This window comes from Paenibacillus sp. B-A-8, from assembly GCF_048572915.1.
Lineage (GTDB): Bacteria > Bacillota > Bacilli > Paenibacillales > Paenibacillaceae > Paenibacillus_AQ.
In genome coordinates this window covers 4,418,040-4,444,729 of sequence record NZ_CP183882.1, presented here as the reverse complement: position 1 = coordinate 4,444,729, position 26,690 = coordinate 4,418,040, and the positions used below count along the sequence as shown (strand labels likewise).

The window sequence follows — 26,690 nt, the reverse complement described above, 5'->3', positions numbered from 1 at the left end:
TGATATAGTAGGGACGGGGGCATTTAATTGTCTCCGTCCTTATAAGATTTTGTTTAACAATAAATAGCACAACCTTCGATGAATTGATATAATAGAAACATATATTCGCGTACTTCAGAACCCTATACGGATGTATACGGGTTTTATTTTTGTTTAGTAGCAAACTAGAACTGATGGCGAGGTTGGCAGAAAGATGAATTGGTCGGATTTTGGCGAACGAAACAAACGATTAAATCCCCTATGGAATCTGGGGGCTGGGATGAACCTTGGCGAAATCCAACCTTACAAAGAAATGGTGTCTTTAAGCATCTTGTTGCAGGTCTATTATTTGGAGCTAGAGTCCAATGAAAGAAGATCCAAGGAAGATATTATAGCGCTGGCTTGGACTGCACTGGAACGCTTTAATATTGCGAATCTCGGGACTACCGAATCCGTAGAACGTTTAGTGGACGGCCTGCTCTGGAGCGGAAATGGCGGAGATTTCGAATCCTACTATTATGATGATGCCGCTCGGCAAATGGCTGTGCAGAAATATAAGTATTTCATGGTGGACGAGGATGCGACCCGCAGTAGCTGGGAAGAGAACGGCAGAACAATCTATCGACTCTCCGAATACGCAATGGAGCTTATTTTTATGAGTCATGAGATTATTGAAGAATTCCAGATCAGCATCAAGCTGCTTGAGATTCAAATGCATATTAAGCATGGACGTGTAACAAGGGCACTTCAGGATGTGAATGAGCTTATCTCCCGGGTCCGGAAGATGACCCATGAGCAGCAGGAATACAGGAATGCATTGCGCCGTAACCCGAAGCATATTTTCAGTGAATTTGGAGTGGCTCGGCATCAGCGACTCGAAGAAATTCATCAGCAGTTCGAGGAAGAACGCAAGCATTTTGATAATATTCATCGTTCTCTGGCCCGGCTTGCCAATGACGAGAAAGATGTGATCGACTTTAACGAGATTCGTATTCTTTCAGAACGTGTGGAGCTCTCAAGGCGAGTACACGATGAACTGGCCGAGATAGTCTTGAACATTTTTGAGGTGGAGACTAATTTAAGATTGAACTTCCCTGAATTATTTTGGGGAGCAGCCGGATTTAACTTCCGTACTCATATCTGGGAGGAATGGGTTAAAGAGGAGGGGCTTCCAAGCGGCGACAGCCTTGAACTGCTTCTTGGCGGTTTGTTTGCTCCGAATCAGGATTTTGTTTATCCGCTTCCCTGGGCTTGGGAGGAGCAAGAGGTTGGTTTTATTCCCGAATTTGTGATGGATGAACTTGATGATGAGATAGATGCGGAGACCGTTCAATATATTCCTAAGGGGATTCCTTGGACGGAAGTCGTTGAACTGTGGAAGCCTGTGTTCAATGCTTTAGCCGAGTGTGGAAGTTTTACGTTTACTAAGGAAGCTTTTACCTCGGAGGAATTAACACGTTGGGCACGCACACCGGATGCTATAGATCTATGGGTGCAGTTTTTTCATTCTGAAATTACAGTACAAGAACAAGCACCAGAGAACAGCAACGGATCCGATGAATGCCAGTTGCTAATTCGGTATGTACTAGAGGATGATCCTCAACTGGAGAGCTTGCGCGGCAAGCTGCTGCGGACGAGCATTGTTCCAGAACCATACCCAAGGGTACGCTGGTCTGGTCTGGACATGAGTCCATATATTATTAAGATCGTGGAGAGGTGAGAGGTTACAAGCATGAGTTATACATTAGAACAGGTACTGCAAGCTTCACGGCTATTTTTTGAATTACTTCGTAAAAAAGTAATTCCTCTCGATGATCCTGCGGCGGCAGAATGCCTGCAGGACGCTGGAACATATGATGCGCTTCAATATGTTGCCAAGGAGGCAGGCTGTCGAGTGATGAATTCCGGACAACGTCTCCATCTGCTCGTCAATCCACTCGGGTCAGTGTTCGCCACCAACTTTACCCAGTTGAAGAATAAATACTCACGAATTGAGCGCAAAACTCATTTACATATCATTAATATTATCATCCTTGTTTTTCTGGCCGAGATGGACCAGGACGAGACTCATTTTAAGTCCGGACAGGACAGTATGTCCTATATACAGATATCCGATCAGGTGTCTTCACTTTTTCAAGCTTGGATACAGATGGATGATGAAGGTCAGTTTAGCCAGCAGTGGCGGTTGGATATCCAAGCGATGTCGAAGGTGTGGACTAACCTCTATATGCAAACTAAGAGTCAGGAAGAGAGCGATCTTCTGACAAGAGGCGCAGGCTCACGAATTGGGCTGATTCATGAAGGTATGAAGCTCCTGGAAGAGGAGAAGCTCGTGTTCATCTCAGAGTCAGAGAAGCGCATATTCCCGCGGGAAGAGCTTTATGAGAGAATGCGGTATTTATATCATGATGTTGACCGGTATCAGGAATTAAAGAAACTCATTGGACGAACTTTAGCTGAGAAAGACGGTGCTACTAATGCCGCGGATTGAACGCATACGAATTACAGGACTTAAATACGAGAAAATGCTCAAGAAATATGATGATATGATTCTGGACCTCTGCAACGAAGAGGGGCCGACCAATACCCTTATAACGCTTATGAATGGCGGCGGGAAGGGCGTACTGCTGCAATCCATATTTCAGTTATTAATGCCCAAAACGCCATGGGGAAAAGACAGTGAGAACCAGGTTGAAGCATTTTTTCATAACCATAAAAAACAACTTAAACCTTACACCTTTCACGTAGCTATCGAATGGCATCTCGACAACAGTGAGCGTAATGAGTACATGACGACTGGTATTGCCATGACAGCACATAATTCGCTGGATCAGCAGGACATAAAAGTAGATTACTTACTGTACGCACTTACAGATTACGGTGAAGCGTCTGAACTTACCCTTTCTACGTTGCCGCTCTTTGATGAAGAGTCTGCTGAACCTACGAGTTTTGAAACGATACAGCAATTTATACGAGATCGGCGGGGAGAAATTGTACCTTTCGGTAGCCACAGCTCGGATTTAAAAAGATATTATGATTTCCTGGCTACTCGGGATATTCATATCGCCGAGTGGCGTAATATGCGGCGAATCAATGGAGAAGAGGGCGGTATTAAAGGTTATTTTAAAAAGAATGATGCCTTTACCAACCATAACTTATTCGAAAAGCTAATTATCCCTGAAATCGGCTCCAGTCTGAATGAGGGACCAAAAGAAGAAGACAATACGCTGCAGCGGATGTTTATTGACACGGCGACAGTAGCTCAACGCCTACCGATGCTTGAACAACGGGAACAAGTCTACACAGAGTTTCTTGGAATGGCTGCGCCATTATATGAGCTGGTGAAGCTAGGAGTTGAAGCAGAGAACGCCGTTCAAGAAACTGAACTGCGTGGACGTCAGATCTATACGGTTATCTATGAAGAGCAGAAAAATGCAGAAGAAGAGCGAAGTAAGGTTGCTAATGAACTGGCTGGGCGTTATCAGGAAGCGAAGCAATTGCGATTTGAGACAGACAATCTCAAGTATTTGCGCAGCAAGGAAGAACTGGAGCTAAAACAGGAAGAGTTCAAAAAGTTCAGTGATGATCAGGGACGTGCACGTGGGCGGCTAGACAATTCCAAGGCTCAGGAGAAAAAGCTAGAAGTGGCTCATTTCTTGGCCAAACGTATGCTCCACACACGACAAATAGAGCAGTGGCAGAAAGAAATTCAAGCCATCGAAGGTTCCTTAGAGATGAAAGAACGTCAAGAGGTCATTCTGGCGGCTAAAGAAAAGCTTCGGAAACAGTGGGATGTGGTGTTTAACCTCTGGCAACAAACGATCAGAGGGTTTGGAACCGCGGAGCGAGCTCTGACGAGTGAAGAAAAAGGTCTGCGCAAGGAGCGGGAGAGCTTTCTGCTGGAGTTAGCAGGTCTGGATATTCAGATTAATGAATTGACGTTATCTATCCGGCAATATACAGAAGAGCTTGGCACATTCGCAGCCCAGCATGGTCAAGAAGCTGCCCATACTCCGGTGGCGGCGCTTCAACGTACGATTTCTGCTGCCAAAACGATACTTCTGGATATGGAAGCGTTAGAGGAACAGCATAAAGAGGCTGAGAACCGAAAGCTGGTGCTGCATAAGAATCATGCCGAGCTCAGTGAGAAACATCGCTCTTATGAACGAGAGATTGATGAGCTTGGGGTACAGCTCGATTCTCAGACCTATAAAGAATCACAGTTATGGTCACAAATCGTTGTACTGCTGGAAATGTTTGATGAACATAATCGTTTGGGAGCTACCGGTCTTTTTGAAGAGAAGGATACGATTCAACTACGATTTATCCGCAAAATAGATGAGGTGGAGCAGCAGACTAAACGTTCAAGACGGGATTACTACAATCAGCTCATGGATGTGGAACTTCAAAATCAATCCTACTGGCTGCCGAATTCAGATATTTTGGCGGTTAAGGATACACTCGATTCGCTTAAAATTCAATCCACACCGGGCAGTTCCTATTTAAACGATCGTCCATATCTTGAACGTGAGGAAGAGCTAGAGCGTCATCCGCTTTTACCTTATAGTCTGATTGTAACCCGGCGTGAAGCTGATAAAATTAAACCAGATTTGCTGAAGGACACACTGCTAAAATCAGCGGTGCCTATCTTTATTCGTGAAGAAATGGCAGTTCTAGATCAAGTTTCTTTTAAGCTTTTAGCTAACCAAGGACCACAGATGGTACTGGAGCCAGATCGTTTCTTAAACTTTAAGAGCGGGATCCAGGCGAAGCTTAAGGAACAAGAACAGGTGCTTCAGGACGCAGAGGCTTATTTATCGAAGTTGAAATCTGTGCGTCAGGAATACGAGCGGTTATACCAAACAGAGAACACCGTGACGATTACAGTTAAACGCAATGCCCTTTTGAAACTGCAGAGTGAACTTCAGCAGCGCATTATCAGTCTGAGCAACGAGATGGATGAGAACGAGGGCACGCTTACTCGGATCGGTCGGGAAATCTCCGAGTATAAGTCACTTAGTGCAGAGCATGAGCAGAGGGCTATAGCGTTACAAGCCTGGATTGAACGTACGAAGAAGCATGAGCAGGCTCAAAAAGAGAAGAAAAATTATACAGATCGTAAGGGTCTGGTTAGCAAGGAAATGGCGAATAAAGACCAGCAGCTCGAGCATCTTGAAGCGCAAATGGTAAGCCTTGGCGGAGAGCGCGAGAAGTGGATGGGAGATGCCAAGTATGCTCTATTTCCTAGACTGCAGCATTGGTTTCCTGAGATTGTATTTCCGGCATATCACCAGCTTTCAGATGATATCGAAACCACACCAATTGATCCAGTAGAACAGAATCTTCTGTTGCAGCAGCTCAGTACCGTTGAAAGTCTGCAGCAATCGTTGACGGAGAATGAGCTTGAAATTCGAACAAGAGCCTCCCAGATCAAAGCGGCCAGCGAGAATCTAACAGAGCTTGAAGTCAGCCTGAACCAAGTTGATGTGGATTGGCGGAAGGTGGCAGAACCTGCTGAATCTACCGAATCCATTATGGCTGCAAGAAACCGTCAAAAGTCGGAAACCTCTTCGTTAGAAGAAGACTATCAGATGGTTCACGACTCTTTCATCCGTTGCCAGACCGAGTTGGACAATTTGCAGAAGGAACTGCGCAAGGTAGAAAAAGGAATCAAAGAGAAACACGAGCGTGCCGTAGAGATTTGGAATGAGCCACTCGAGCAAAAAGAGACTGACATTCAAGAGCGTTTCCAAGAGAATGAGCACATGCTTAATCAGTGTAAGCGATCTTTGGAACGAATGGATGCATTCATTCAGACGTTATCCAATCAAATCAAAATCATGAATGCACATATTGAGGAGCGGGTTAATTTACGGACTGTGCCAGAAGAATTAATGCTGAGTGTAAGAGAAAGCTGCGAGTCTCTCGTTGCTGACTGGCTTCTTCGGATTAAGGATAGCCGGGTTAGACGGGATGAGGTCTCCAGGAAAGTGAAGGAAGAGAAAAACTCATTAACCGGAAAACTTGCCAAGAATGAACGGAATTCTGAACTGGAGACCAAGATTCTGGATCGTTTAAATACGGTACATTGGGATAACTTCGCTATTGCTCAGCAAGTCCTAGATTCGATGTTACGTAGTTCGCGTGATCAGATTGAGAGCATTCAAAACGATAAGGAAGATATGGATCATTCCCGTAAGATGTGGGTAGCTCGGGCTTCTTATCGTGTAGTACAAATCATTGATATTATGAAGCGAATGGAACGACGGATGATTATTCATAATGAGAATAATTATGCCTTCCCGCTGGTACGACTGAATTATAAGAATATCAATGTACCGAGAGCAAGCGATGAAGTAGAGCCGATGGTGAGCGACTATTTCAATCGATGTATCCAGGAACTGCTTGCAAAATATCCAAAGATTGAACAAGTGCCAGCGGTGGTAATCAAAGAGGTTATTAATGATGGACGAATCGTCTATGCGGCACTTCAGAATCGCTTCCCGATTCTTCAGGTATATAAACCGGTAACGGAGAATTACTTCCTCTATGCCGCTCCGGAAGACTATCATTATTCCGACTGGGAGATTATCAATCGCGGTGCGTTGGATGAGGCTGTCGGCAGTGGTGGACAGCGTCAATCTGTACAGCTGCTGGTAGCCATGATGATCATGACGCATAAACGAGTGAATCGTGAGAACAAAGGATGGACGGTCTTTTTATATGACAATCCTTTTGGAGAAATGGTCTCTAATAACGTACTTGATCCCGTGTTTGAAATTTCTAAGGCTCTCAAATTTCAGTGGCTGATTGTTACGCCGCCGGAGCTTGTGAAGAATGACGTCAGCGTTCGCTTTGGTGTATACTGGCAGCTCTATTTCGGAGGTATGAAAGGGGACATGCTAGAATCCACTCTAGTCAAAGGAGGAAGAAAGCTCATTCCTGTTTCGCTTTTTTGATCACTTGCACCATAATGAAAGAAGTTCCAGCAGCTAATGCTACTGGAGCTTCTTTTTCGTTATACATTATCCTTATCATTCTCACTTATAACGCTTACCAGCTTTAAAGGAGGCCGAAGGCGTATATGCTTACTATAATAGAATTATAAAATTTCGAGATTGTGGAGAAATGTATGCGAAAAACCGAATGCAATGTGCCGCCGCTAACTAAACGAGTCAAATGTATGCGAAAAATCGAATACAATGTGCCGCCACTAACATAAACGAGCCAAATGTATGCGAAAAACCGAATACAATGTGCTAACGGTAACTTAAAGGAGCCAAATGTATGCGAAAAACCGAATACAATGTGCTAACGGTAACATAAACGAGCCAAATGTATGCGAAAAACCGAATACAATGTGCTGACGGTAACATAAACGAGCCAAATGTATGCGAAAAACCGAATACAATGTGCTGACGGTAACATAAACGAGCCAAATGTATGCGAAAAACCGAATACAATGTGCTGATGCTAACATAAACGAGCCAAATGTATGCGAAAAACTGAATACAATGTGCTGACGCTAACATAAACGAGCCAGCACCGTTATTCTCCCCAAATTACCCGGGAATGGACTTGTTAATAGGGAATAAGTGCAATACGGTCCGTTAAGCGGAACCTCACTACGAAGGTATGGATACTAGTATGAATAAGGATCATTCATTGTGGTTCATCAAATGCTAGATCGCAGCTTCCTCAGGCTCTAATATCATTGGAAGGGTTACTGTAAAAGTGGTACCTTGCTCAGGAATACTTTCTACTGTTATAGCTCCGCCATGATTATGTACAATATTTTGTGTGATCATAAACCCAAGGCCAGTTCCTGATTCTTTTGTCGTATAAAATGGTTTGCCAAGTGCTTTGATCTGTTCCTCTGACATCCCGCAACCTTCATCCTGTACACTAATTCGGGATTCACTTTCAGTTGTATGCACATGAATATATATGTTTCCTCCATTATTCATTGCTTCCATCGCATTTTTAAGTAAATTAATAAACACCTGCTTAAGCTGATAAGCCTCTCCATGAATCCAAATGGGTTGATCTGCACAGATAGGGAGAATCTTAAGGTTTCTTAGTGCAGCTTGACCATTCATTAATGTAGTAACTTGCTCGAGCAAAGATAATAAATCGACAGGTTTACTGATATGCGTCGTTTGTGGTTTGGATAAGACGAGCAGTTCGTTGACGATAAACTCGATGCGTTTCAATTCGGACTCTATAATGAAAAAATATTTATCATTCATGCGCTCGGAAGAGCGAAGCAGCTTCATAAAGCCGTTAATGGCTGTAAGCGGATTTCTGATTTCATGAGCAATTCCAGCTGCTAATTGCCCTGCGGTGGATAATTTCTCGGATTGGATTAGCCGTTCTTCTTCCAGCATTTGCTGTGAGATATCTTTAAAAATTCCAATAAATGCTTTGCTTCCATTGAAGATTATCGGTAGCGTGAACCCATCCACATATTTCTGCTGACCATTTAAGCAATTAATTAAGTAGCAAACGGAGCCTGACGTATTACCGCTGTGATATCTTTCCCTTCGTTCTTGAAGAATTTGATAATTGGAAAGGTCTACAATACTAGTAGTAGATGAACCTAATACTTGATCAAGGCTTTCCGCATGGATTAATTGTAAACCCGCTGAATTCGCATACTGAACAATCCCGTTTATTGTAATCACCACGGTCAGAGGTAATTCCTCTAGCAGCTGTAAGAAAGAATCATCTTTCTCCAACAGATTAGTTTCTACTTCCTGCAGCTGCGTTTCTATCTGCTTGATGATCGTCTTATTTTCGAATTGAATGAAATAATATTGGGGGGCACCATTGGTATCCGAAATAATAGAGATGGAGATCTCTAGGGATAATAGTTGTCCAGTTGGTTTGAAGTAATCCTGTTGGTATCGATACGGATGGATGTTCAACGAGGATAAAGACTCTTCAAGCTCAGCAATTTCACGGATCTGACTTAGAAGCGTACGAACAGATGAAGAGGATGTTAGTAACTCGCTATGATCATATCCCAAAAGGGCACTTAAGGCGGAATTCCATTTCAAGAGCGTTCCATCAAACGAAACAAGCGCCATTCCAATTACAGCATGTGTAAAAGCAAAATCGAAACTGTGCAATTCATAGGGCCGCACTGCTATTCACCTCTCATATTCTTTCCACCATATGTAATAGTCATAGTATAAAACATATATTCTATTAAAATATATAAATTTTTATGTAAACAAGTACCATTCGAAGCTATGTGTTGTTGTGAAAATAAGGGTGCAAGAGTCAAGTGGTTTCAGGTAATATTAGAGAATACGTGCATTTATAGAAAGTGGAGGGGTTGTACTGTGCAATCAATCGTTGGTGAAATCCGAGAAATTAACCGCTATCCAGTCAAGTCATTTGCAGGTGAACGATTGGAATCCTGTATGATAGAACCATATGGAATGCTTGGGGATCGTTTCTGTGCCTTTTATGATGAGTCAAAAGAGGGATGGTGGCGTTATTTTACGGCTAGAAATAATCCTAAAATGCTTACCTATCAAGCCCAATTTATCAATGGAGAAATTCATGTAAGAGCTTCGGATGGTCGAACCTTTGGGTGGGACGAGCGTTTGTTGGAAGAAATTCAAAGCCAAACTAAAACACAAATCTCCATGTCTACTATAAAAGCTTCGCATCCACAACCGGAGCATCCGCAACTGTTATCAGTGGATGGCGCTAGTATCTTACTCATTACGGATGCCAGCTTAAAGAAGCTTGAGGCATCATGGGGTAATTCCTTAGATCAGCGACGTTTTCGTGGGAACTTTGTTATCGCTTTAAATGATGAATCGCTTTTTGAAGGGGATTGGATCGGTCGGCAGCTTTCCATTGGAGAAGTGCAGCTACAGGTAGATAGTTTTTGTGAAAGATGTATGGTTATCACGATGGACCCGGATAGTCTGGAAAGAGACCCTAAACTATTGAAAAAACTGAACCAAGAGTTTGAACTCCACTTTGGAGTATATGCTTCTGTAGTTAAGACAGGGGAAATCAGAATCGGAGACAAAGTAGAATTAATGGATTAGCGTATGATATAAACTTACTTTACATTCTCATATGTATAAATTACCCTTAAAAGGAATGACAAATTCATAGAGGGAGGGAATGTATGAAGAAGAAAATAATATCCCTGTTGATGGTATTTCTGCTTTTAGTCGTGTATATTCCTACGAATGCTTTTGCAGCGGATAGTGGAAAAACGCAAACGTACGTGAACACTCAGAAGGTGGCGGCTGAGAAGGCAGCATTCTTAACGGAAAAGATAGGAACGACGAGTCTCCAATATGCTCTGATGGATGGGGATACAATCGTTGTGAGCGGCCAAGCAGGATACAGCCATGTGGAGAGCAAGACGGTACCAAGCTTTACAACGATGTATGGAATTGGCTCGACGAGTAAGGTGTATACGGCAGCTTCTATTATGAAGCTCGTAGAACAAGGGAAAGTTGATTTAGAGGCTCCCATTGTAACTTATTTGAATAATTTTACGATGGAAGATTCACGTTATAAGCAAATCACCGTACGTATGCTGTTGAATCACTCATCAGGTCTTGGGGGTTCGAACTTATCAAATTCTTTCTTATTTAATGATTCTGATTCTATCGCCAAAGATAATTTGCTAGCGACTTTGTCAACACAACGTCTAAAGGCAGATCCAGGAGCGTACTCTGTATATTGTAATGATGGATTTACGCTGGCGGAGTTGATTGTTGAGAAAGTCAGTGGCATGGACTTCACTACATTCATTCATCAAAATTTTACAGGTCCTTTAGGGCTTCAGCATACGAAAACGCCAGTAGATTCTGTGGATTCCAGCCAGCTGGCAAGTGTATACAATGCTACCTACCCAGCCGCTTTACCCAAAGAGACCATTAACGTAATTGGAACAGGGGGCATCTATTCCACGGCTGAAGATTTGGTGCGCTTTGCAACTATTTTCACTGGAGGATCGAAAGGGATTCTGTCAGAGAAATCAGTAAAAGCGATGGAGCAAGAGGAATATAAACGTGGAATGTGGCCAAAAGGAATCGATAATTCGTTCGCATATGGATTGGGCTGGGACAGTGTGAATTTATATCCATTCAATCAATACGAGATCAAAGCTCTGACTAAGGGCGGGGATACAAGTCTGTATCATACTTCACTTGTCGTGTTGCCAGAACAGCGGATGGCAGCAGCTGTGGTATCTTCTGGAGGATCGAGCACAACCGATCAGATGCTTGCTAACGAAATTTTGCTCAGTGCTCTACAAGAAAAGGGAGTTATCAAGGAACTGAAAGCTACGCCTACATTTAAAGCCACGAACAAAGAGAAGATGCCAGAGGATTTGTTAAGTTATGCAGGTGTTTATGCTGATTCTACGCAGCTAATGAAGATAGAAATTAGTAAAGCTGGGGAATTGAGTATCTCTTCGATCATGGCACCTACAATGCCAGCTCAGAAATTTTCGTATCATACGAACGGTGAATTCTTAGATGCAGTGGGTACGAGTAAAGTTAGCTTTGTGAAGGAGAGCAATGGTCGTATCTATCTTTGGAGTCAAGGGTACGGAGTCATTCCAGGGCTTGGTGAGACTGCCAGTACTCAATATGCAGCAGAAAAGCTAGAGGCGAATTCTTTATCCAGTGAGATTTTATCAGCATGGCAGCAGCGTCAAGGAAAAATGTATTTTGATGTCAGCGAGAAGTATAGCTCACAATTTTACATGAGTATGCCAGTAGCTGGTATTGCTATGTTCCCTGATGCACCGGGCTATATGGGCTCGAATAAAATAACTGGCCCGAATAAAGCTGAAATGACTGTGCAAATTCCAACTTTAGGTGGGCGCGATCTTGCGGATCTTGTTTTTGAAAATAAAGAGGGTGTGGAGTACCTTAAGGTTGGAAACCAATATTTTATATCACAGGATGCCATTAAACCTATCTATGCCGGCCCGCAATCATTGGTAACCATCCAAGCAGATGGATATGCGAGATGGTATGAAATACCTGAGACAGCATCAGGAAAGTTGATGACAGTAGAGCTACCAGCTAAAGGTTCCTTTGCTGTTTATGATCAGAATGGTATGTGTGTAAATTTCTCTACAATCAGCGGTCTTACGCAAGTTAAACTTCCGAGTAACGGGAAAATTGTATTTGTAAGCGATGTGGGTGCGAAGTTTAAATTGACAATCAAGTAGTAATAATCAATTTAATTTTTTTTATAAAAAAAGAATCCTGTTATCCAGATTATTTTATCTTGGTAACAGGATTTTTTATATATAAACGTTTACCGTCCTTATAGGGACGCAGAGGGCAATTATGCTAGTTGAAATTCTATCTTCCTATCTGAAATTCTTTGAAAACTCTTTTATTTTATCTACAAAAATCCCCTTAAGATGATCCGTTCCTTCCTTAGGAGCTTTATAGGCTTTGTAACCGCCAAAGGATTCGATGCATATTGCAGATTTTTTTAGATCATCCGGAAAATTCTTCTCTATTAATTCCTCAGTTGTTTTCGGTTTCTCGTTACAAATATAGTAGCCCATCTTCTTATTTAGTAACTCATCTTTATTTTTTTTGATAAAATCACGAATCGCTTTGTATATTTTCTCATCTCTTACTCCGGCACCTAAAATAATGCTATCAAATTCCTCAAGATTTGGTTTCTCTATTTCAATATTACAGATCTTACTCTGAGGAATCTCTTCTAATAATACCTTTGCGCATTGCTCTGTTGCTCCTGATTTTGTTGCATATAGAATAAGTACTGCCATTGTGGTTCCTCTTTTCAGCTTAAATTATTCAGGTTCCAAAAGACTCTTGTAATTCAATTATCTTGATTATCGAGATAATATATATATTATCGAAAATAGCGATCTTTTGTCAAGTTAACAGCAAGTTCTTATGTACTAATTCTACATCCTTATTATGGTATCATAGGAATAATTGATCTATCGTTAGCTATATCTTTAAAGAAATTACAATAAAAAGGGGTGTGGAGATAAGTTGAGTATCATCGTAATGCTAGTCATCTATTTTTTGCTTGGAGTAACCGTGATTAAATTAGGCATCGATAACTCTAGAAGTACGCAAATATCAAAGGAAATATTAAATGAGTTAAGAGAAATCAAAGAACTAATGATAAGAAATAAATACGAATAACTGCTTAGAAGGAGGGCAACAGGATTGGCCATTCCATTTTTAGTATTAATTCTTGCTTTTTCTGGTTTTTTTCTAAGGGTATGGATTGTTGGTCCGGATAAAGAAAAAATCTCTGACGACGGTAATGAGCTAAATATAAAAGGTAAATTAATACTCGGACTTATTGGATTAATTTCGGCAATTGTCATAATGATAGCTGATGGCGTACAGGGGATAGGAATGAAGTGGTTTTGGATTGTATTCATAATTATTGCCGTAGGATTTCAGTCATATATTGATTGGAAATTTTTAAAGCATACGAAACAACATATCGTTTCAATGATTTTGTTAGTCGAAGGTGTGGTGTTAGTTTATTTCTTTTTCTAATAGGTTGAACGATTAAAGCCTAATCCCCTGTCAGCATACATAAGGGATTAGGCTTTTTAATTTCACGACCTTTTTGGTACATGAGGTTCAGCTGGTGGAATGGATGCGCTTATGGCGGGGTTATTTACAACTGGACAGAATCCTGGGTTTGTTAAACATATCTGCTCGGAGTACCGTGGTTGGAGCTTTGAAAGTTCAGTAAAATAGTTGCCGATCATATGATTGCCACTTGCAGATCCATTCTGGAAAGAAAGTGATACGAAGGTATGGACATGACTGTAATAGTACTTCGTTTCCCGTTTAGGCAGCTTATATACATGTGGAGGAGCGTACGTAACAATATCAAAAAGATTGGCATAACGGTAACTCTTCCGGACATATGGTTTAAAAACATTAACAAAGTTCGGATCGCCTACACGTGGTGAACCATAGGTGAACAGATTAGGTGAGATGTGCGAGGTGTTGGCCGCAATATCTATAGCACATAAAGTGGCGAGTGCTCCACCTAGGCTGTGACCAGTAATGTATAAGGTTTTATCGGGAGATAGCTTATCAAGTGTAGAGATAATCCCATCGCGAGCTGATGCGTAGATATTCGTGAAACCACGGTGGGTAAGGGTATCTTCTTTAATGTATTTGAATCTCTCCTGTGAGGCCATAACGTTAGACATCCAATCGGTTGTGGAGCTGGTTCCCCGGAAGGCCACAATAATCTCTTGTGGAGATTCCAGAATAAATCCGAAGCGTTCCCATACCTCGCTGATGGATCTTGCTTCAATTGTATCCACGATCTGATAATCTAATGGAACGACGAACAAACCTTCTGTATTTGAGAACTGCGCATAGGTCTGTCCGCAGATGGCAGCTAGAAAGATAGCCCTTTGCTCTTGATCATTTTTGGTACCCATGTGCATCCCGCCCTCCTTCCTAAACTATATTAGGGGGACGAGAGAGAGATTCCTATATCATAGGAGGCCTTGTACCAATTAGAAATATCTAAATTTTACACAGTTAAATTGTTACTTCAAGTGATTTTATTTCGAAAGTCGAAGGTTCAGCGGCGCTTAATGATTTCATTTCTTCTCTTTGCTATGATTCCACTTTGTGCCTTCGGTTTTCTAGCTTACCATAAATCAAATGAAGCGATCGAAGCTAACTGCTCCCTAAATCACTTCTGGTGTTACTGCCCACCCATAAGGATTCCTTCGGAAACTTAACTTGCGACAAGGAAATCCATACAGTACACTTTCTTTAACTAGTACAAACCTAAGATAGCTTGGGAAAGAACTTTGAAAAAGGAAGTGTTAAATAGTGGATTTAGAGATGGTCATGCAGGAGCTGGAAGCGCTCGGCAAGGAACGAACCAAGAAAATATATATGTCCAATGGAGCAAAGGAACCACTATTTGGCGTGGCTACCGGAGCAATGAAGCCAATCTTCAAGAAAACAAAAATAAATCAGCCATTGGCTGAGGAGCTTTACGCGACGGGGAACTACGACGCCATGTATTTTGCCGGCATCATTGCTGATCCCAATGCAATGACGGAAGCGGATTATGACCGATGGATGGATGCGGCTTATTTTTATATGCTGTCCGACTTTGTAGTGGCAGTAACCTTGGCAGAAGCGGATATTGCACAACAAGTTGCCGATAAATGGATCGCGAGTGGTGAAGAGCTGAGAATGTCAGCGGGCTGGAGCTGTTACTGCTGGCTGCTTGGCAGTCGGCCGGATGTTGAGTTTTCCGAAAGCAAGCTTGCTGGTATGCTTGAGATGGTGGAAAATACGATTCATGATTCTCCAGAACGTACCCAATATTCAATGAATAACTTTTTATACACAGTAGCCGTATCTTATTCGCCACTACATGATAAGGCTAGCGAGACTGCAAGGACTGTAGGTCCAGTTGAAGTTGATAAGGATAAGGCAAAAAGTAAATTGATTCACGCGTACGCAAATATTCAAAAAGCAGTCGACAAAGCTCGGCTTGGTTTTAAACGCAAGCATGTAAGATGTTGATCTAGCAGAAGCTTCTAGAGAAGAAAAAGGATTCCCTGAAACTTCACTCTGCGTTACTATATAGAAATAACTCCAAGTGGGAGAGAAGGGGGAAAAGCATACATGGGCAACTTATTGGAAATTTTGCACAAGGAAGTCGTACCGGCAGAAGGCTGCACAGAGCCGATCGCAGTTGCGTATGCCGTCTCCTTGGCGGCAGAGCTTCTCGAAGAAGAAATAACGGGGATTCAGCTGCATCTCAGCGGTAATATTATTAAAAATGCAATGGGAGTGGGCATCCCTGGGACAGGCCAGACAGGTCTTCCTATCGCAGCAGCCCTTGGTGCGGTGGTCGGACGTTCGCACAAGGAGCTGGAAATCCTATCAGGCCTGACTCAGGATGAGCTAAAGCTGGCAAATGACCTGCTTGATCGAAAGCTGCTAAAAGTGGAGATAATGGACACTCCTGAGAAGTTATATATTGAGGCACAGGTGAAGACAGAGAATCATACGGCGATTGCCATCCTTGCTAAGGAACACACTAATATTGAATACCTAGCTCTAGACGGAAAAAAAGTGACACCTAAGAAGTCTAAAGCTGACTGTGGAAAGCCCGGTCTGTCCGATACTGAAGCTTATGAAGGCTCTGTAGATCGGATTTTCGAGTTTATAAGTACGGCTCCATTTTCAGACCTTAGCTTCCTCTTGGAAGGTGCTCGGATGAACAAAGCGATCTCCGATGAGGGACTCCGAGGCGATTATGGCTTGCAAGTAGGAAAGAAGATGAACCAGCAATCTGCGATGAATTTATTCGGCAATGATGTGGCGAACAAAATTATAGCGGCCACTGCCGCGGCTTCAGATGCTCGCATGGATGGCAGTGCAATGCCTGTGATGACAACAGCGGGCAGCGGTAATCAAGGCATCGCCTGTACGCTTCCTGTTATATCATTGGCGGAATTGCTCGGCAAGGATGAAGAGACACTGGCTCGGGCGCTTGCACTAAGCAATCTGGTCACTGTGCATATCAAGCATTATATCGGGCGGTTGTCGCCTTTATGCGGTTCAGGGATTGCTGGCGGGGTAGGAGCGAATAGCGGGATCATTTATCTCATGGGCGGTAGTCTTGAGCAAATTAAGCATGGGATACAGAATACAATAGCTTCTTTGTCAGGCATGATCTGCGACGGTGCGAATTCAACCTGTGCACTGAAGATTTCCACCTCCACCAATACAGCGATTCAGGCAGCCACATTGGCGATGAATAATATTGCCCCTACGACCAAGGATGGAGTTATTTTCGAAGAGGTGGAAGACACTATTCGCAACATGGAGCGACTGGTTCAAGAAGGTCTGGCGGATACTGACAAGACCATTCTAAATATCATGCTCTCCAAAGGTGGAGCGAAGTAACCTTATAGTAACTTAGATACAAAATAAGAGATCATGAATTAAGACCGCCCGGTTCCCTGCTTAAAATGGCAGGAGGCCGGGCGGTCTTTGTAATTCTGCGGCAAGGTCATAGGTTTATAAGAAGATTTGCATTAAATTTTAACATAACTTATTCTGAGATCATAAAGGCATAGACTGATGGTATAAAAAGGAGATATTATGACGGAGAAGATAGATATTGGATGGAACTTTGAGAACAGTTATGCTCATCTGCCGGAATCCATGTTTACAAGGATCAAACCTACTCCTGTGCGAAAGCCGGAGTTAGTTATTTTAAATGAACAGTTGGCTGCTACTTTAGGGCTGAATAGCACAGCACTACATAGTAAGGATGGTGTACAGATTTTTGCGGGCAATGAAGTTCCTAAAGGTACTGAGTCGCTTGCTCAAGCCTATGCTGGGCATCAATTTGGACATTTTACCATGTTAGGTGACGGCCGAGCTGTGCTGCTGGGTGAACAGGTCACTCCCCAAGGTGAACGCGTAGACATTCAGCTTAAAGGCGCGGGAAGAACGCCATATTCTCGTGGTGGGGATGGCCGAGCCGGACTTGGCCCTATGCTGCGTGAATATATCATCAGCGAAGCCATGCATGGCCTTGGTATTCCTACCACTCGCAGCTTGTCGGTGGTCACTACAGGAGAAACGATCATTCGAGAAACAGAGCAGCCCGGTGCTGTTCTTACCCGAGTTGCTGCCAGTCATCTACGGGTGGGAACTTTTCAATATGTTGCGGCATGGGGGACTGCGGATGATCTCCGTATTCTGGCTGATTACACGCTGCAAAGACACTATCCCGAAGTACCTATGGAAGAGAACCGATATCTTTTCCTGCTTCGGGAAGTGATTGGACGTCAGGCTGAACTGATTGCCAAATGGCAGCTTGTAGGATTTATTCATGGAGTGATGAATACGGACAACATGGCGCTTAGCGGAGAAACGATTGATTATGGTCCATGCGCATTCATGGATATGTATAATCCGGAGACCGTATTCAGTTCCATAGACCAGCAGGGTCGCTATGCCTATGGCAATCAGCCGGGGATTGCCTCTTGGAACCTCGCAAGATTCGCGGAGACTCTCCTGCCATTGGTGGCTGATGATCAAGAACAGGCGATTCAGCTCGCTGAAGAGGAGATTGCAGATTTTAAAGAGCGGTCTTATCATCATTGGCTCTCAGGAATGAGAGCGAAGCTCGGAATCTTCAACGAAGAGGTAGAGGATGTTGCGCTAATTGAAGACCTGCTAGATTTGATGCAGAAATACCGGGCGGACTATACCAATACCTTCCGTGCCCTAACTTTGGAGAAGCTGGAAGAAACCGCTCTGTTTAGTGCAGCGGAATTTACCAAGTGGCATGAGTTATGGCAGGCTAGACTTAGCAGACAGCAGCAATCGAAAGAGGTTTCACAGCAGCTAATGCGCAATAGTAATCCTGCGATCATTCCGCGAAACCACAGGGTAGAGGAAGCACTCCAAGCGGCAGTGCAACAGGGAGATTACAGTGTGATGGAGCGGTTGCTTGAAGCTCTTTCCAATCCTTACGCGTATACCCCTGAACAAGATGAATATTCGGCACTTCCTGAGGAATCAGCAAGACCCTATCGAACCTTCTGCGGCACGTGATTTGCAAATAATGATCTAAATAATGAGGTGAAGTAAGAATGTTTCATGCATATGATGTTCTGGCTAACCAGTTGCTAGCGAATGCGAATGATCCAAGTTGGTATGTGCCCTTTGAGGTAGCCGTAAAAGACTTAAGCGAAGAGGAAGCATCTTGGAAAGTAACAGAAGAAAGCAATAGTATTATTGAGATTGTGCAGCATCTGCTCTACTGGAATGAAGCTTGGCAAACAAGGTATAAAGAAAAGAGCGTCCATGCGGTTCCTTCTGTAGATAACAATGATACCTTTGTTGTTGCAGAAGGAGTAACGTTCCAAGAGCTTCAACAACAACTTTTAGAAGTTCTTCTACGTTGGCAGGAACTGATTACGAAGGACGAATTGGAAGCTGATGTTCAAGGGTTCCCAGACAGTCAGTGGTGGGAAGTATTAGGTAATGTGACGACACATAATGCTTATCACGTGGGGCAGATTGTTTTTATTCGGAAGATCCAAAAGAGTTGGAATCGTAATGTGAAGTGAATTGAAGGACGTTAACGGATGTATAGCCATCTGGATAACGTCTTTTTTTGTGAATATCAATGAGGATAAGTTATAGAGTATTACTTATAAATACTTACATAATTATATTTAATGCTTGTAAATGCTTATTAAATGACTTATGATGACTTTAGGAGGTGCATACAAGATGTTTCAAGAGGAGAGATTGTTGAAGATACTCGAATATTTGAAACAACACCAATCGATGAGTGTTCAAGAGATCTGTACTCAATTTGATGTATCCAGAGATACCGCACGTAGGGATATTGTTAGATTAGTACAAGAAGGTGTTGTGATCCGAACGCATGGAGGGGTATCGTTACCTGAGTTACAAAAAGAATTGTTATCTTATCAGGATCGATTGATCGATAAATCTGAGAGTAAGCAGAGAATAGGGAAGACTGCAGCTCAGCTTATTCAAGATCATGAGACTGTGATTTTAGATGTATCCACCACTGTACAGTTTGTTGCAGAACAAATCACCGCGAAGGATATTACGGTTGTTACACACTCGATTGATAACGTAGGGATCTTGTCCAAACGGGAAGATCTGCAAATTTATGTTCTTGGCGGTTACTTGAATGTGAAAAACCGCTTGTTATATGGTCCTTCCATTATCGATAAACTTAGTGAAATCCGTGCAGATAAAGCCTTTATTGGAGCATCCGCGATCGGTGCTGATGGACTCTACTATCCTTATGAAGAAGATGCGAGGGTAAAAAGAGAAATGGCGCGAAGATCGGATCAAGTGATTTTAGTGGCGGATCACAGTAAATTTAATGCCAAATCCTTTTATCGGCTAGACTTTGATTTCGTTGATATTTTAATTACCAATCGAGAACTCCCAAGTCAGATTAGAGAAGTTCTAGATCAGAAGAACATCACAGTTATTGAGTGTTCAGAAGAGACGGAAGAGGTTCAATCACAAGACTGATGACATAAAGGAGAAGGATATTTATGAATTGTATTTTACAAAATGTGCAATTGGTGCTTCAGGATCGTATTGTTCCAGCAGCTAATGTGTGGATTTTTGAAGGGGAAATCATAAAGATAGATGCAGAGGCCCTTTCGATTCCAGAGGGAGATTATGAACGGATAGATGGCGGTGGTCATTTGTTAGTACCCGGAATGATAGATGTTCATATTCATGGCGCTAATGGTTTTGATATGATGGATGGTACGGAAGAGAGCATTCAAGAAGTATCAAAGGCTTGTGCTGCGTCTGGTTGCACCTCATTTCTGGCTACATCTGTCAGTTCTACGCTAGAAGATCTTTTAGAAATGATTCGTAGTGTCAAGCGTGTGATAGGACATGAAGTGGGTGCAAAGATCGCAGGCATTCATTTAGAGGGACCTTACCTGAACCCGAAGCGAAAAGGTATGCAGAACGAAAAGTTTCTGCGTCATCCCAACTTAGAGGAAATGAACCTAATTTTTGAAGAAGCGGGTTCACTCATTAAGATGGTTACAATTGCTCCGGAGTTGCCGGGCGGGATGGAGCTTATTTCCTTTTTGAAAGAAAAGGGCGTAGTAATAGCCATCGCTCATTCGGATGCCACTTATGAAGAAGCTAAACAAGCCTTTGCGTCGGGGGCAAGTCATGTTACGCATTGTTTTAATGGCATGCGGCCTATCCATCATCGAGATCCAGGGGTAATTGTGGCTGCTTTTGAAGAGAAGCATGTAAGCCTTCAAGCGATTGTGGACAATGTCCATCTGCATCCTGCAATTATTCGATTAATGCATACCTTGAAAGGACCGGAAGGCATGGTCTTGATTACAGATGCACTGCAAGCTATGGGATTAGGTGATGGGAATTATATGTTTGGAGGCCATCATGTTACGGTATCCGAGGGGGTAGCGAGACTGAAGGATGGAACATTAGCTTCAAGCACCGTGACTATGAATGAAGCCTTACGTTATACTGTTGAAACTGGAATTCCATTGATCGATGCTGTACAGATGGCTTCAACTACGCCAGCCAATATTCTGGAGCTTCAACAGAAGGGGACGATAACAGCTGGTTTTGATGCTGACCTGGTCCTCTTGGATGATGAATTTAAAGTGCTCTGGACAATGGTGGATGGTCAAATTTTATAAATCACGATGAATACAGGTTACTTCTGCTCAATGCAGCTGTAACCTGTATTCATGTGCGGTTATGCCAAACACGCTTTTAAAATGCCGGTTCAAATGAGTTAGATCCACAAATCCACACTCTGCCACAGCTGCATAGATATCCTTGGTTTTCTCAATGGACTGTTTAGCATGCTCTACTTTGCAATTTAAGAAGAATTGATAAGGAGATATTCCTGTGTGCATTTTAAACGCTCGGATAAATTGATATTTGGATAGATCAAATTCTTTGCAGAGGTCGTCTAGCTTCAGCACATGGTCTAAACTGCAGTACATCATTTCCTTCGCTTTTTTGACTAGGTTACTATTTGTTCTGCGGTCGGTATCTATTTCAGTATGGGATACTAAATCGAGCAGAGTTAACAATAGCTCACTGCACAAGGACTCCTCTTTGCCATACTGTATGGCATGACTTAGCGCCAATATGCACTGTGCCAATTTGTTGTCGTATAGGATAGGAGAGGTGAACCGCAGTTCTTTTTTTCCTAGTATCTCTTGTATAATGGTGGGCTTGATATAAAGCATGACATAATCAATGCCTGCTTTGTCAAACGATCTGCCGTCATGTGTCTGCTCTGGATTGAAGAGCATAACCCCATTTTTATGGGAGGATTGCAAGCTACCGTCGAGGTTATATTGCTGAATGCCGCGAAGAGTTACACCGAGTGCATATTCCTCGTGGCAATGTTTTTTATAAGTGAAATCAGTCATGCTAGCTGACAAGGTTAGGATATCTGCCGATTTTTTATAGTTGAATGTTTCCACGTTCTTATCCTCCATGCCTTTATAGGATTCCCGATATCAAAATGGCCGAGTATACTAAAAAAAGTGCCATCAGGGTATTTAGAACTTTTTGATGATGTTGCAGAAAGCTTCTGAAGATCGCGCCAAAAATAATCCATGTTATGAAGCCAAGAAATCCGATTACAGTTACAATTATAACAAATAGGGTCAAGGTAATGGATGAAGTGTAGAATGGCATAACGTAGCTGGGAATGACGGTTAGTGTAAATAGGAGCACTTTCGGATTCACTAGCTGCATAAGAAAGCCTGGCCAAAAATCGGCATTTGAGTTAGACTGTTCTTCCATTGAACCCATTATAAAGATTTTATAAGCAAGATAAAGCATATATAAGCTCCCAATGATTTGCATAAAGATCAGAATATTTGGGATGACCTCAACAAGAACACGGTTAAGCAAGGTTGAAAGGATAAGCAGTAGTCCAAAAGCCACCGTAGCTCCATATACATAGTTCATAGTTTTTTTGGCCCCTGAACGCTGCACAGAAGAAAGAATAACAATATTGGTTGGGCCAGGTGTAAATGTAACGACGATGCAGTAGATTAAAAAGGAAATTATATTCATGATGACCTCCAGTAAAAGTAGTCTCATGAATATAAACCTCCTAGCTAGAATGGTTATAGTATATTATTGCAGAGGTGATCAATAGAATGAACGAGAAAAATCAATGTACCATAGCTGTTCTCACCATGGCTGATTATGAAACTACATGCCAGGTGTTTGAAGAATCGATATCAGATGCTTTTAACAAAGAGGGAATAGGTCACTTACAAGAGGATATACAAAGTGAAATTGACGATAAAAAGAAAAAGGCACTTTCCTCCCTGGATCAGGCAAACTCGGATACGTGTTTCTTTATCGCTAAAATCAATGGGACGGTTGTGGGTACGATTTCCTACGGTCCCTGCGGTGAGGCAATTCAAATCTGTGCAGAACATCAGTTGGATCATTTGGGGGAACTGGGTAGTTTATACGTGGTGCCACGCTTTCAGGGTCAGGGGATTGGCTCAGTATTAATTAAGGAAATGATGACATTTCTAAACGAACAAGGAATCGAGCAATTTTGCTTAGACAGTGGATATCAACGCGCACAAATCAAGTGGCAGCGTAAATTTGGGAAGCCTTATAAGGTGGTAAAAGACTATTGGGGACCCGATTCCGCTCATATGGTTTGGTTGTGTAATGTGAGTGATCATTTGAAATAAGCTTTTTAAAAATTGAAGCCTTTAGCTTTTATAGTAGAGGTTTCTTTTTTATGGATGAGCACTCCAGTGATAAAATGGAAATTGTATGTCATATGGATTGAACGTGTCGTAATATTATATATTAGATGTCGCATTTACCTACTAATAAAGCGCTTTATAATATGCTATTTTATTAATAGATGTCAGAATAACATATATACGGGAGGCACAAGCAAATGACGATTAGAATAGGTAAGATTAGCTATTGGCATGTTCATGCTTGGGACTATACGAAGCAAGCTCAAGAGCATGAGGATACTGTATTAGCTGCGGTTTGGGATGAAGATGCAGAGCGAGGGAAAAAAGCTGCCGAAAGCTTGAATGTTCCTTTTTTCGAATCACTGGATGACCTGCTTGCGCAGGAGGATATAGATGCCGTCATTGTGGATGCACCTACCAATGTGCATAGAGATGTAATCATTGCTGCGGCTAAAGCGGGTAAACATATATTTACGGAAAAAGTAATTGCCCCAACTCATAAAGAAGTCGAAGAAATCATTAACGCAGTTGAAGAGAATGAGGTGAAGTTGACCGTCTCTTTGCCACGTCTAAATGATGGATATACATTAACGATTCAAGAGGTTCTGAGTCAAGAGCTGCTCGGAGAGATCACTTACGTTAGAGTTCGTTTATCCCATAATGGAGCTACAGAAAACTGGCTTCCTGATCATTTCTTCAGTTTGGAACAATGCGGTGGCGGTGCTTTGATTGATCTTGGCTGTCATCCGATGTATTTGACGAAGCTTTTCTTAGGTCAAGATGTGACCGGTGTAAGTGCTAATTTTGGTTATGTTACGGGCAAGGAAGTAGAAGATAATGCAGTGGTGACTTTATATACGAATTCCGGAGCTATTGGTGTGGTCGAGGCTGGGTTTGTGAATAGTCATTCGCCGTTTACGATCGAGGTGCATGGAACCGAAGGTACGCTTCTTTACGGAACACCAGAGGATAAGCTTCTACTTAAAAGTAACAAATCTGCTGACAAAGAGGAAGGATGGAAAGAAGTAGCGTTGCACGCTAATCGTGAAAGCGCATTCCATCAATGGGTTAATCATATCCAAAAGGATACGTTCGCCACACAGAATGTTCAAACCGCTGTGGAGCTTACGAGATTAATGGAAGCGGCGAATCGTTCTGCTAAAGAAGCTCGTATGATTCGGTTAGCAGATTTGGACGCTTAATTGCTCTCCACCTGTTAGGAGGATTTAACATTGAGTAACTTTCCCTATGAGATGATGTTTGAGAAGCATGATATGCTCGAGAGATTGGATATTTCTATTCAATGGGGACATTACGAGATTACAGTGCTTAGATTTCATTTGATCTCTTTTCCGCCGGGAAGAGTCATAGATTTCCATAATCATTCTGAATTCGAATTTCATTTTATCCCACGAGGAAAAGGAGAAGTTATTCTAGGCGATCTAAAATACCCCTTGTCTGAGGGAATGCTCTATTTAACCGGACCGGGTGTGATGCATCGCCAAGAGGCGGACCCAGAAGAATCCATGGAGGAACTGTGTCTGCATGTGGACATCAAAGAGAAGTTCAGAGAGGATGCAGATCCTTGGGAGGTTGCGGAGGCAGAGACCTGTGTTCAGAAGCTAAAGGAGCTGCCACTAGTTCCGGCACAAGATTATCACGGCGCTATGAAATGTTTTCTCGAAGCCTATGAAGCTTGTGAAGGTAAACTGACGGGATATTATACTTCCATTAAACATCTTGTTATCAGCATTTTATTAAAAGCAGTAAGAACGTATGATTCAGGTGGAATTCGAACAGAAGCGCCTGTTAGGGATATGTTAACTTATCGGTATCACTATGCCATTCAATATATGGAAGCTAATTATTCAGGAGCCGTTACCTTGGAGAATGTTGCAGAAAAATTGAATATTAGCGCTAGGCAGCTGCAACGAGTGTTTAAGCAAGTGGATGCTGACAAATCTTTTAGTCGATCGCTTGAGGATATTCGATTACAAGCGGTCTGCCGAAAGCTTGAAGAAAGCAATTATCCGATAGAACAAATTGCTAAGTCGGAAGGATTTACGAATGCAACGTATTTGCATATCGTATTCCGCAAGCGTTTAGGCATAACTCCGGCAACTTATCGAAATGCAAAACAAACCAATTAGAAGTGAGGGTGAAAGATATGAGTAAAGTGTTTCGCGTAGGAATTATTGGATGTGGTGGAATTGCAAATGGCAAGCATCTTCCAAGTTTGAGCAGACAAAGTAAGGTTGAGATCGTTGCCTTCTGTGACATTATAAAAGAACGTGCTGAAGAAGCGGCGGAGAAATACGGAAGTGCTGAAGCTGTTGTCTATACGGATTATACAGAATTGTTGAAAGATCAATCTATCGATATTATTCATGTACTTACGCCGAATGATGCTCATGCAGAGATCTCAATTGCGGCTTTAGAAGCAGGAAAACACGTCATGTGTGAAAAGCCAATGGCTAAGACGGCGGCAGATGCCAAACGAATGGTTGAAGCAGCAAAACGTACAGGTAAAAAGCTAACCATTGGATATGACAACCGCTACAGAGAAGATAGCCTGTATTTGAAAAAAGCATGTGAGTCCGGGGAGCTTGGTCATATTTATTTTGCAAAAGCACATGCCATCAGACGGAGAGCCGTACCGACATGGGGAGTTTTCCTCGATGAAGAGAAGCAAGGGGGCGGGCCACTGATCGATATCGGAACCCATGCGCTGGACCTAACGCTGTGGATGATGGATAACTATAAACCGAAAGTCGTGCTGGGTACCAAATATCATGAACTGTCTCAAAAAGAAGAAGCTGCAAACGCTTGGGGACCATGGGATCCGAAGAAATTCACTGTAGAAGATTCAGCCTTTGGAATGATCGTGATGGAGAACGGCGCTACGATTATGTTGGAAGCGAGCTGGGCACTTAATTCACTGGACGTACATGAAGCGAAGTGCAGCTTAAGCGGGACGGAAGCTGGCGCCGATATGAAGGACGGACTTAGAATTAATGGAGAGAAATTCAGTAAGCTGTACACCAATGAAATCGAGCTTGGTGCAGGCGGTGTAGCCTACTATGAAGGTAAAGCAGAAAGTGCGCCTGACATCGAATTAAGAAAGTGGATCGAAGCTATTGAACAGGATAAAGACCCGGTTGTAACACCTGAACAAGCTTATGTTGTTTCGCAAATATTAGAAGCAATATATGAATCTGCACAAACAGGCAAGGCCGTGTATTTAGATTAGATTTTGACAAGCACAACGATTTAGAGTAATATCCACTTGTGATTTAATGATAAGGATTTGAGACAAGACTCTCTCTTTACAGGGAGAGTCTTTTTGCTTTTTTTGCTTGTTGAGTACGGAGGAATAGGGGGATAA

The 26,690-nt window shown here is 42.5% G+C and carries 21 protein-coding genes; 16 read left to right on the top strand and 5 right to left on the bottom strand.

What is annotated here, in order from left to right; genetic code table 11:
* The first annotated feature begins 193 nt into the window (after positions 1-193).
* The 3 genes from ACN6MV_RS19910 to ACN6MV_RS19900 are packed head-to-tail and all read left to right on the top strand — an operon-like array spanning position 194 to position 6,938.
* On the top strand, positions 194-1,699 hold the full coding sequence (locus tag ACN6MV_RS19910) for a hypothetical protein (RefSeq protein WP_419884695.1): 1,506 nt from the start codon (positions 194-196) through the stop codon (positions 1,697-1,699).
* A gap of 12 nt (positions 1,700-1,711) precedes the next feature.
* Positions 1,712-2,470: a DUF6063 family protein gene (locus ACN6MV_RS19905; RefSeq protein ID WP_419884694.1), complete on the top strand. Its 759-nt coding sequence runs from the start codon at positions 1,712-1,714 to the stop codon at positions 2,468-2,470.
* Positions 2,457-6,938, top strand: coding sequence for a hypothetical protein (locus ACN6MV_RS19900; RefSeq protein ID WP_419884693.1), 4,482 nt, complete (start codon positions 2,457-2,459; stop codon positions 6,936-6,938). The genes ACN6MV_RS19905 and ACN6MV_RS19900 overlap by 14 nt, the downstream gene beginning before the upstream one ends.
* Before the next feature lie 723 nt (positions 6,939-7,661).
* On the opposite strand, the gene ACN6MV_RS19895 is transcribed toward ACN6MV_RS19900, so the two are convergent.
* Positions 7,662-9,125, bottom strand: coding sequence for an ATP-binding protein (locus tag ACN6MV_RS19895; protein WP_419884692.1), 1,464 nt, complete (start codon positions 9,123-9,125; stop codon positions 7,662-7,664).
* A gap of 201 nt (positions 9,126-9,326) precedes the next feature.
* Here ACN6MV_RS19895 and ACN6MV_RS19890 point away from each other — a divergent pair, with 201 nt between their 5' ends.
* Together ACN6MV_RS19890 and ACN6MV_RS19885 are read left to right on the top strand one after the other, a co-directional pair.
* Entirely contained in the window at positions 9,327-10,049 is a 723-nt protein-coding gene (locus ACN6MV_RS19890) for an MOSC domain-containing protein (RefSeq protein ID WP_419884691.1), read from the top strand.
* An 83-nt stretch (positions 10,050-10,132) separates the two neighbouring features.
* Positions 10,133-12,202, top strand: coding sequence for a serine hydrolase domain-containing protein (locus tag ACN6MV_RS19885; RefSeq protein WP_419884690.1), 2,070 nt, complete (start codon positions 10,133-10,135; stop codon positions 12,200-12,202).
* 144 nt (positions 12,203-12,346) lie between these two features.
* Here the strand turns inward: ACN6MV_RS19885 and ACN6MV_RS19880 are convergent, their stop codons facing one another.
* Positions 12,347-12,778: a flavodoxin domain-containing protein gene (locus ACN6MV_RS19880; RefSeq protein ID WP_419884689.1), complete on the bottom strand. Its 432-nt coding sequence runs from the start codon at positions 12,776-12,778 to the stop codon at positions 12,347-12,349.
* 412 nt (positions 12,779-13,190) lie between these two features.
* On the opposite strand from ACN6MV_RS19880, the gene ACN6MV_RS19875 reads away from it, so the two are divergent.
* A complete protein-coding gene (locus ACN6MV_RS19875) occupies positions 13,191-13,532 on the top strand; it encodes a DUF4181 domain-containing protein (RefSeq protein ID WP_375103361.1) in 342 nt (113 codons plus the stop codon).
* A gap of 62 nt (positions 13,533-13,594) precedes the next feature.
* Here the strand turns inward: ACN6MV_RS19875 and ACN6MV_RS19870 are convergent, their stop codons facing one another.
* Positions 13,595-14,440, bottom strand: a complete 846-nt coding sequence (locus ACN6MV_RS19870) for a lipase family protein (RefSeq protein ID WP_419884688.1) — start codon at positions 14,438-14,440, stop codon at positions 13,595-13,597.
* Between the two features lie 403 nt (positions 14,441-14,843).
* Here ACN6MV_RS19870 and ACN6MV_RS19865 point away from each other — a divergent pair, with 403 nt between their 5' ends.
* The 6 genes from ACN6MV_RS19865 (at position 14,844) to nagA (ending at position 21,244) form a co-directional block, all read left to right on the top strand.
* On the top strand, positions 14,844-15,551 hold the full coding sequence (locus tag ACN6MV_RS19865) for a DNA alkylation repair protein (RefSeq protein ID WP_076121139.1): 708 nt from the start codon (positions 14,844-14,846) through the stop codon (positions 15,549-15,551).
* A gap of 102 nt (positions 15,552-15,653) precedes the next feature.
* Complete coding sequence (locus ACN6MV_RS19860) at positions 15,654-16,943, top strand: serine dehydratase subunit alpha family protein (RefSeq protein WP_076121138.1); 1,290 nt, start codon at positions 15,654-15,656, stop codon at positions 16,941-16,943.
* A 198-nt stretch (positions 16,944-17,141) separates the two neighbouring features.
* The gene (locus ACN6MV_RS19855; RefSeq protein WP_419884687.1) at positions 17,142-18,608 is read left to right on the top strand and encodes a protein adenylyltransferase SelO; all 1,467 of its coding nucleotides are present in this window, start codon (positions 17,142-17,144) and stop codon (positions 18,606-18,608) included.
* A 38-nt stretch (positions 18,609-18,646) separates the two neighbouring features.
* Positions 18,647-19,126, top strand: a complete 480-nt coding sequence (locus ACN6MV_RS19850) for a DinB family protein (RefSeq protein WP_419884686.1) — start codon at positions 18,647-18,649, stop codon at positions 19,124-19,126.
* 166 nt (positions 19,127-19,292) lie between these two features.
* Positions 19,293-20,078 (top strand): DeoR/GlpR family DNA-binding transcription regulator, encoded by a 786-nt coding sequence (locus ACN6MV_RS19845; protein ID WP_042129169.1) that lies wholly within the window; start codon positions 19,293-19,295, stop codon positions 20,076-20,078.
* 23 nt (positions 20,079-20,101) lie between these two features.
* Positions 20,102-21,244 (top strand): N-acetylglucosamine-6-phosphate deacetylase, encoded by a 1,143-nt coding sequence (gene nagA, locus ACN6MV_RS19840; RefSeq protein ID WP_042129167.1) that lies wholly within the window; start codon positions 20,102-20,104, stop codon positions 21,242-21,244.
* A gap of 27 nt (positions 21,245-21,271) precedes the next feature.
* Here nagA and ACN6MV_RS19835 read toward each other — a convergent pair whose 3' ends face one another.
* Both ACN6MV_RS19835 and ACN6MV_RS19830 read right to left on the bottom strand, forming a co-directional pair.
* Complete coding sequence (locus ACN6MV_RS19835) at positions 21,272-22,045, bottom strand: AraC family transcriptional regulator (protein ID WP_419884685.1); 774 nt, start codon at positions 22,043-22,045, stop codon at positions 21,272-21,274.
* Positions 22,046-22,064: 19 nt separating this feature from the next.
* Positions 22,065-22,646 carry a LysE family translocator gene (locus ACN6MV_RS19830; protein ID WP_419886782.1) on the bottom strand — a complete coding sequence of 194 codons (582 nt, stop codon included), beginning with the start codon at positions 22,644-22,646 and terminating at the stop codon, positions 22,065-22,067.
* Between the two features lie 86 nt (positions 22,647-22,732).
* Here ACN6MV_RS19830 and ACN6MV_RS19825 point away from each other — a divergent pair, with 86 nt between their 5' ends.
* From ACN6MV_RS19825 to ACN6MV_RS19810, 4 genes are all read left to right on the top strand, one after another.
* Positions 22,733-23,287, top strand: a complete 555-nt coding sequence (locus ACN6MV_RS19825) for a GNAT family N-acetyltransferase (protein WP_419884684.1) — start codon at positions 22,733-22,735, stop codon at positions 23,285-23,287.
* 215 nt (positions 23,288-23,502) lie between these two features.
* Positions 23,503-24,507 carry a Gfo/Idh/MocA family protein gene (locus ACN6MV_RS19820; RefSeq protein WP_419884683.1) on the top strand — a complete coding sequence of 335 codons (1,005 nt, stop codon included), beginning with the start codon at positions 23,503-23,505 and terminating at the stop codon, positions 24,505-24,507.
* 30 nt (positions 24,508-24,537) lie between these two features.
* A complete protein-coding gene (locus tag ACN6MV_RS19815; RefSeq protein WP_231573819.1) occupies positions 24,538-25,455 on the top strand; it encodes a helix-turn-helix domain-containing protein in 918 nt (305 codons plus the stop codon).
* Positions 25,456-25,472: 17 nt separating this feature from the next.
* Positions 25,473-26,555, top strand: a complete 1,083-nt coding sequence (locus tag ACN6MV_RS19810; RefSeq protein ID WP_042129159.1) for a Gfo/Idh/MocA family protein — start codon at positions 25,473-25,475, stop codon at positions 26,553-26,555.
* Positions 26,556-26,690 lie beyond the last annotated feature (135 nt).

Coding starts and splice junctions, on each gene's coding strand:
- ACN6MV_RS19860 (WP_076121138.1), top strand. CDS start 15,654: ATGGGCAACTTATTGGAAATTTTGCACAAGGAAGTCGTACCGGCAGAA.
- ACN6MV_RS19900 (WP_419884693.1), top strand. CDS start 2,457: ATGCCGCGGATTGAACGCATACGAATTACAGGACTTAAATACGAGAAA.
- ACN6MV_RS19820 (WP_419884683.1), top strand. CDS start 23,503: ATGACGATTAGAATAGGTAAGATTAGCTATTGGCATGTTCATGCTTGG.
- ACN6MV_RS19855 (WP_419884687.1), top strand. CDS start 17,142: ATGACGGAGAAGATAGATATTGGATGGAACTTTGAGAACAGTTATGCT.
- ACN6MV_RS19880 (WP_419884689.1), bottom strand. CDS start 12,778: ATGGCAGTACTTATTCTATATGCAACAAAATCAGGAGCAACAGAGCAA.
- nagA (WP_042129167.1), top strand. CDS start 20,102: ATGAATTGTATTTTACAAAATGTGCAATTGGTGCTTCAGGATCGTATT.
- ACN6MV_RS19830 (WP_419886782.1), bottom strand. CDS start 22,646: ATGAATATAATTTCCTTTTTAATCTACTGCATCGTCGTTACATTTACA.
- ACN6MV_RS19870 (WP_419884688.1), bottom strand. CDS start 14,440: ATGGGTACCAAAAATGATCAAGAGCAAAGGGCTATCTTTCTAGCTGCC.
- ACN6MV_RS19845 (WP_042129169.1), top strand. CDS start 19,293: ATGTTTCAAGAGGAGAGATTGTTGAAGATACTCGAATATTTGAAACAA.
- ACN6MV_RS19850 (WP_419884686.1), top strand. CDS start 18,647: ATGTTTCATGCATATGATGTTCTGGCTAACCAGTTGCTAGCGAATGCG.
- ACN6MV_RS19885 (WP_419884690.1), top strand. CDS start 10,133: ATGAAGAAGAAAATAATATCCCTGTTGATGGTATTTCTGCTTTTAGTC.
- ACN6MV_RS19905 (WP_419884694.1), top strand. CDS start 1,712: ATGAGTTATACATTAGAACAGGTACTGCAAGCTTCACGGCTATTTTTT.
- ACN6MV_RS19825 (WP_419884684.1), top strand. CDS start 22,733: ATGAACGAGAAAAATCAATGTACCATAGCTGTTCTCACCATGGCTGAT.
- ACN6MV_RS19910 (WP_419884695.1), top strand. CDS start 194: ATGAATTGGTCGGATTTTGGCGAACGAAACAAACGATTAAATCCCCTA.
- ACN6MV_RS19810 (WP_042129159.1), top strand. CDS start 25,473: ATGAGTAAAGTGTTTCGCGTAGGAATTATTGGATGTGGTGGAATTGCA.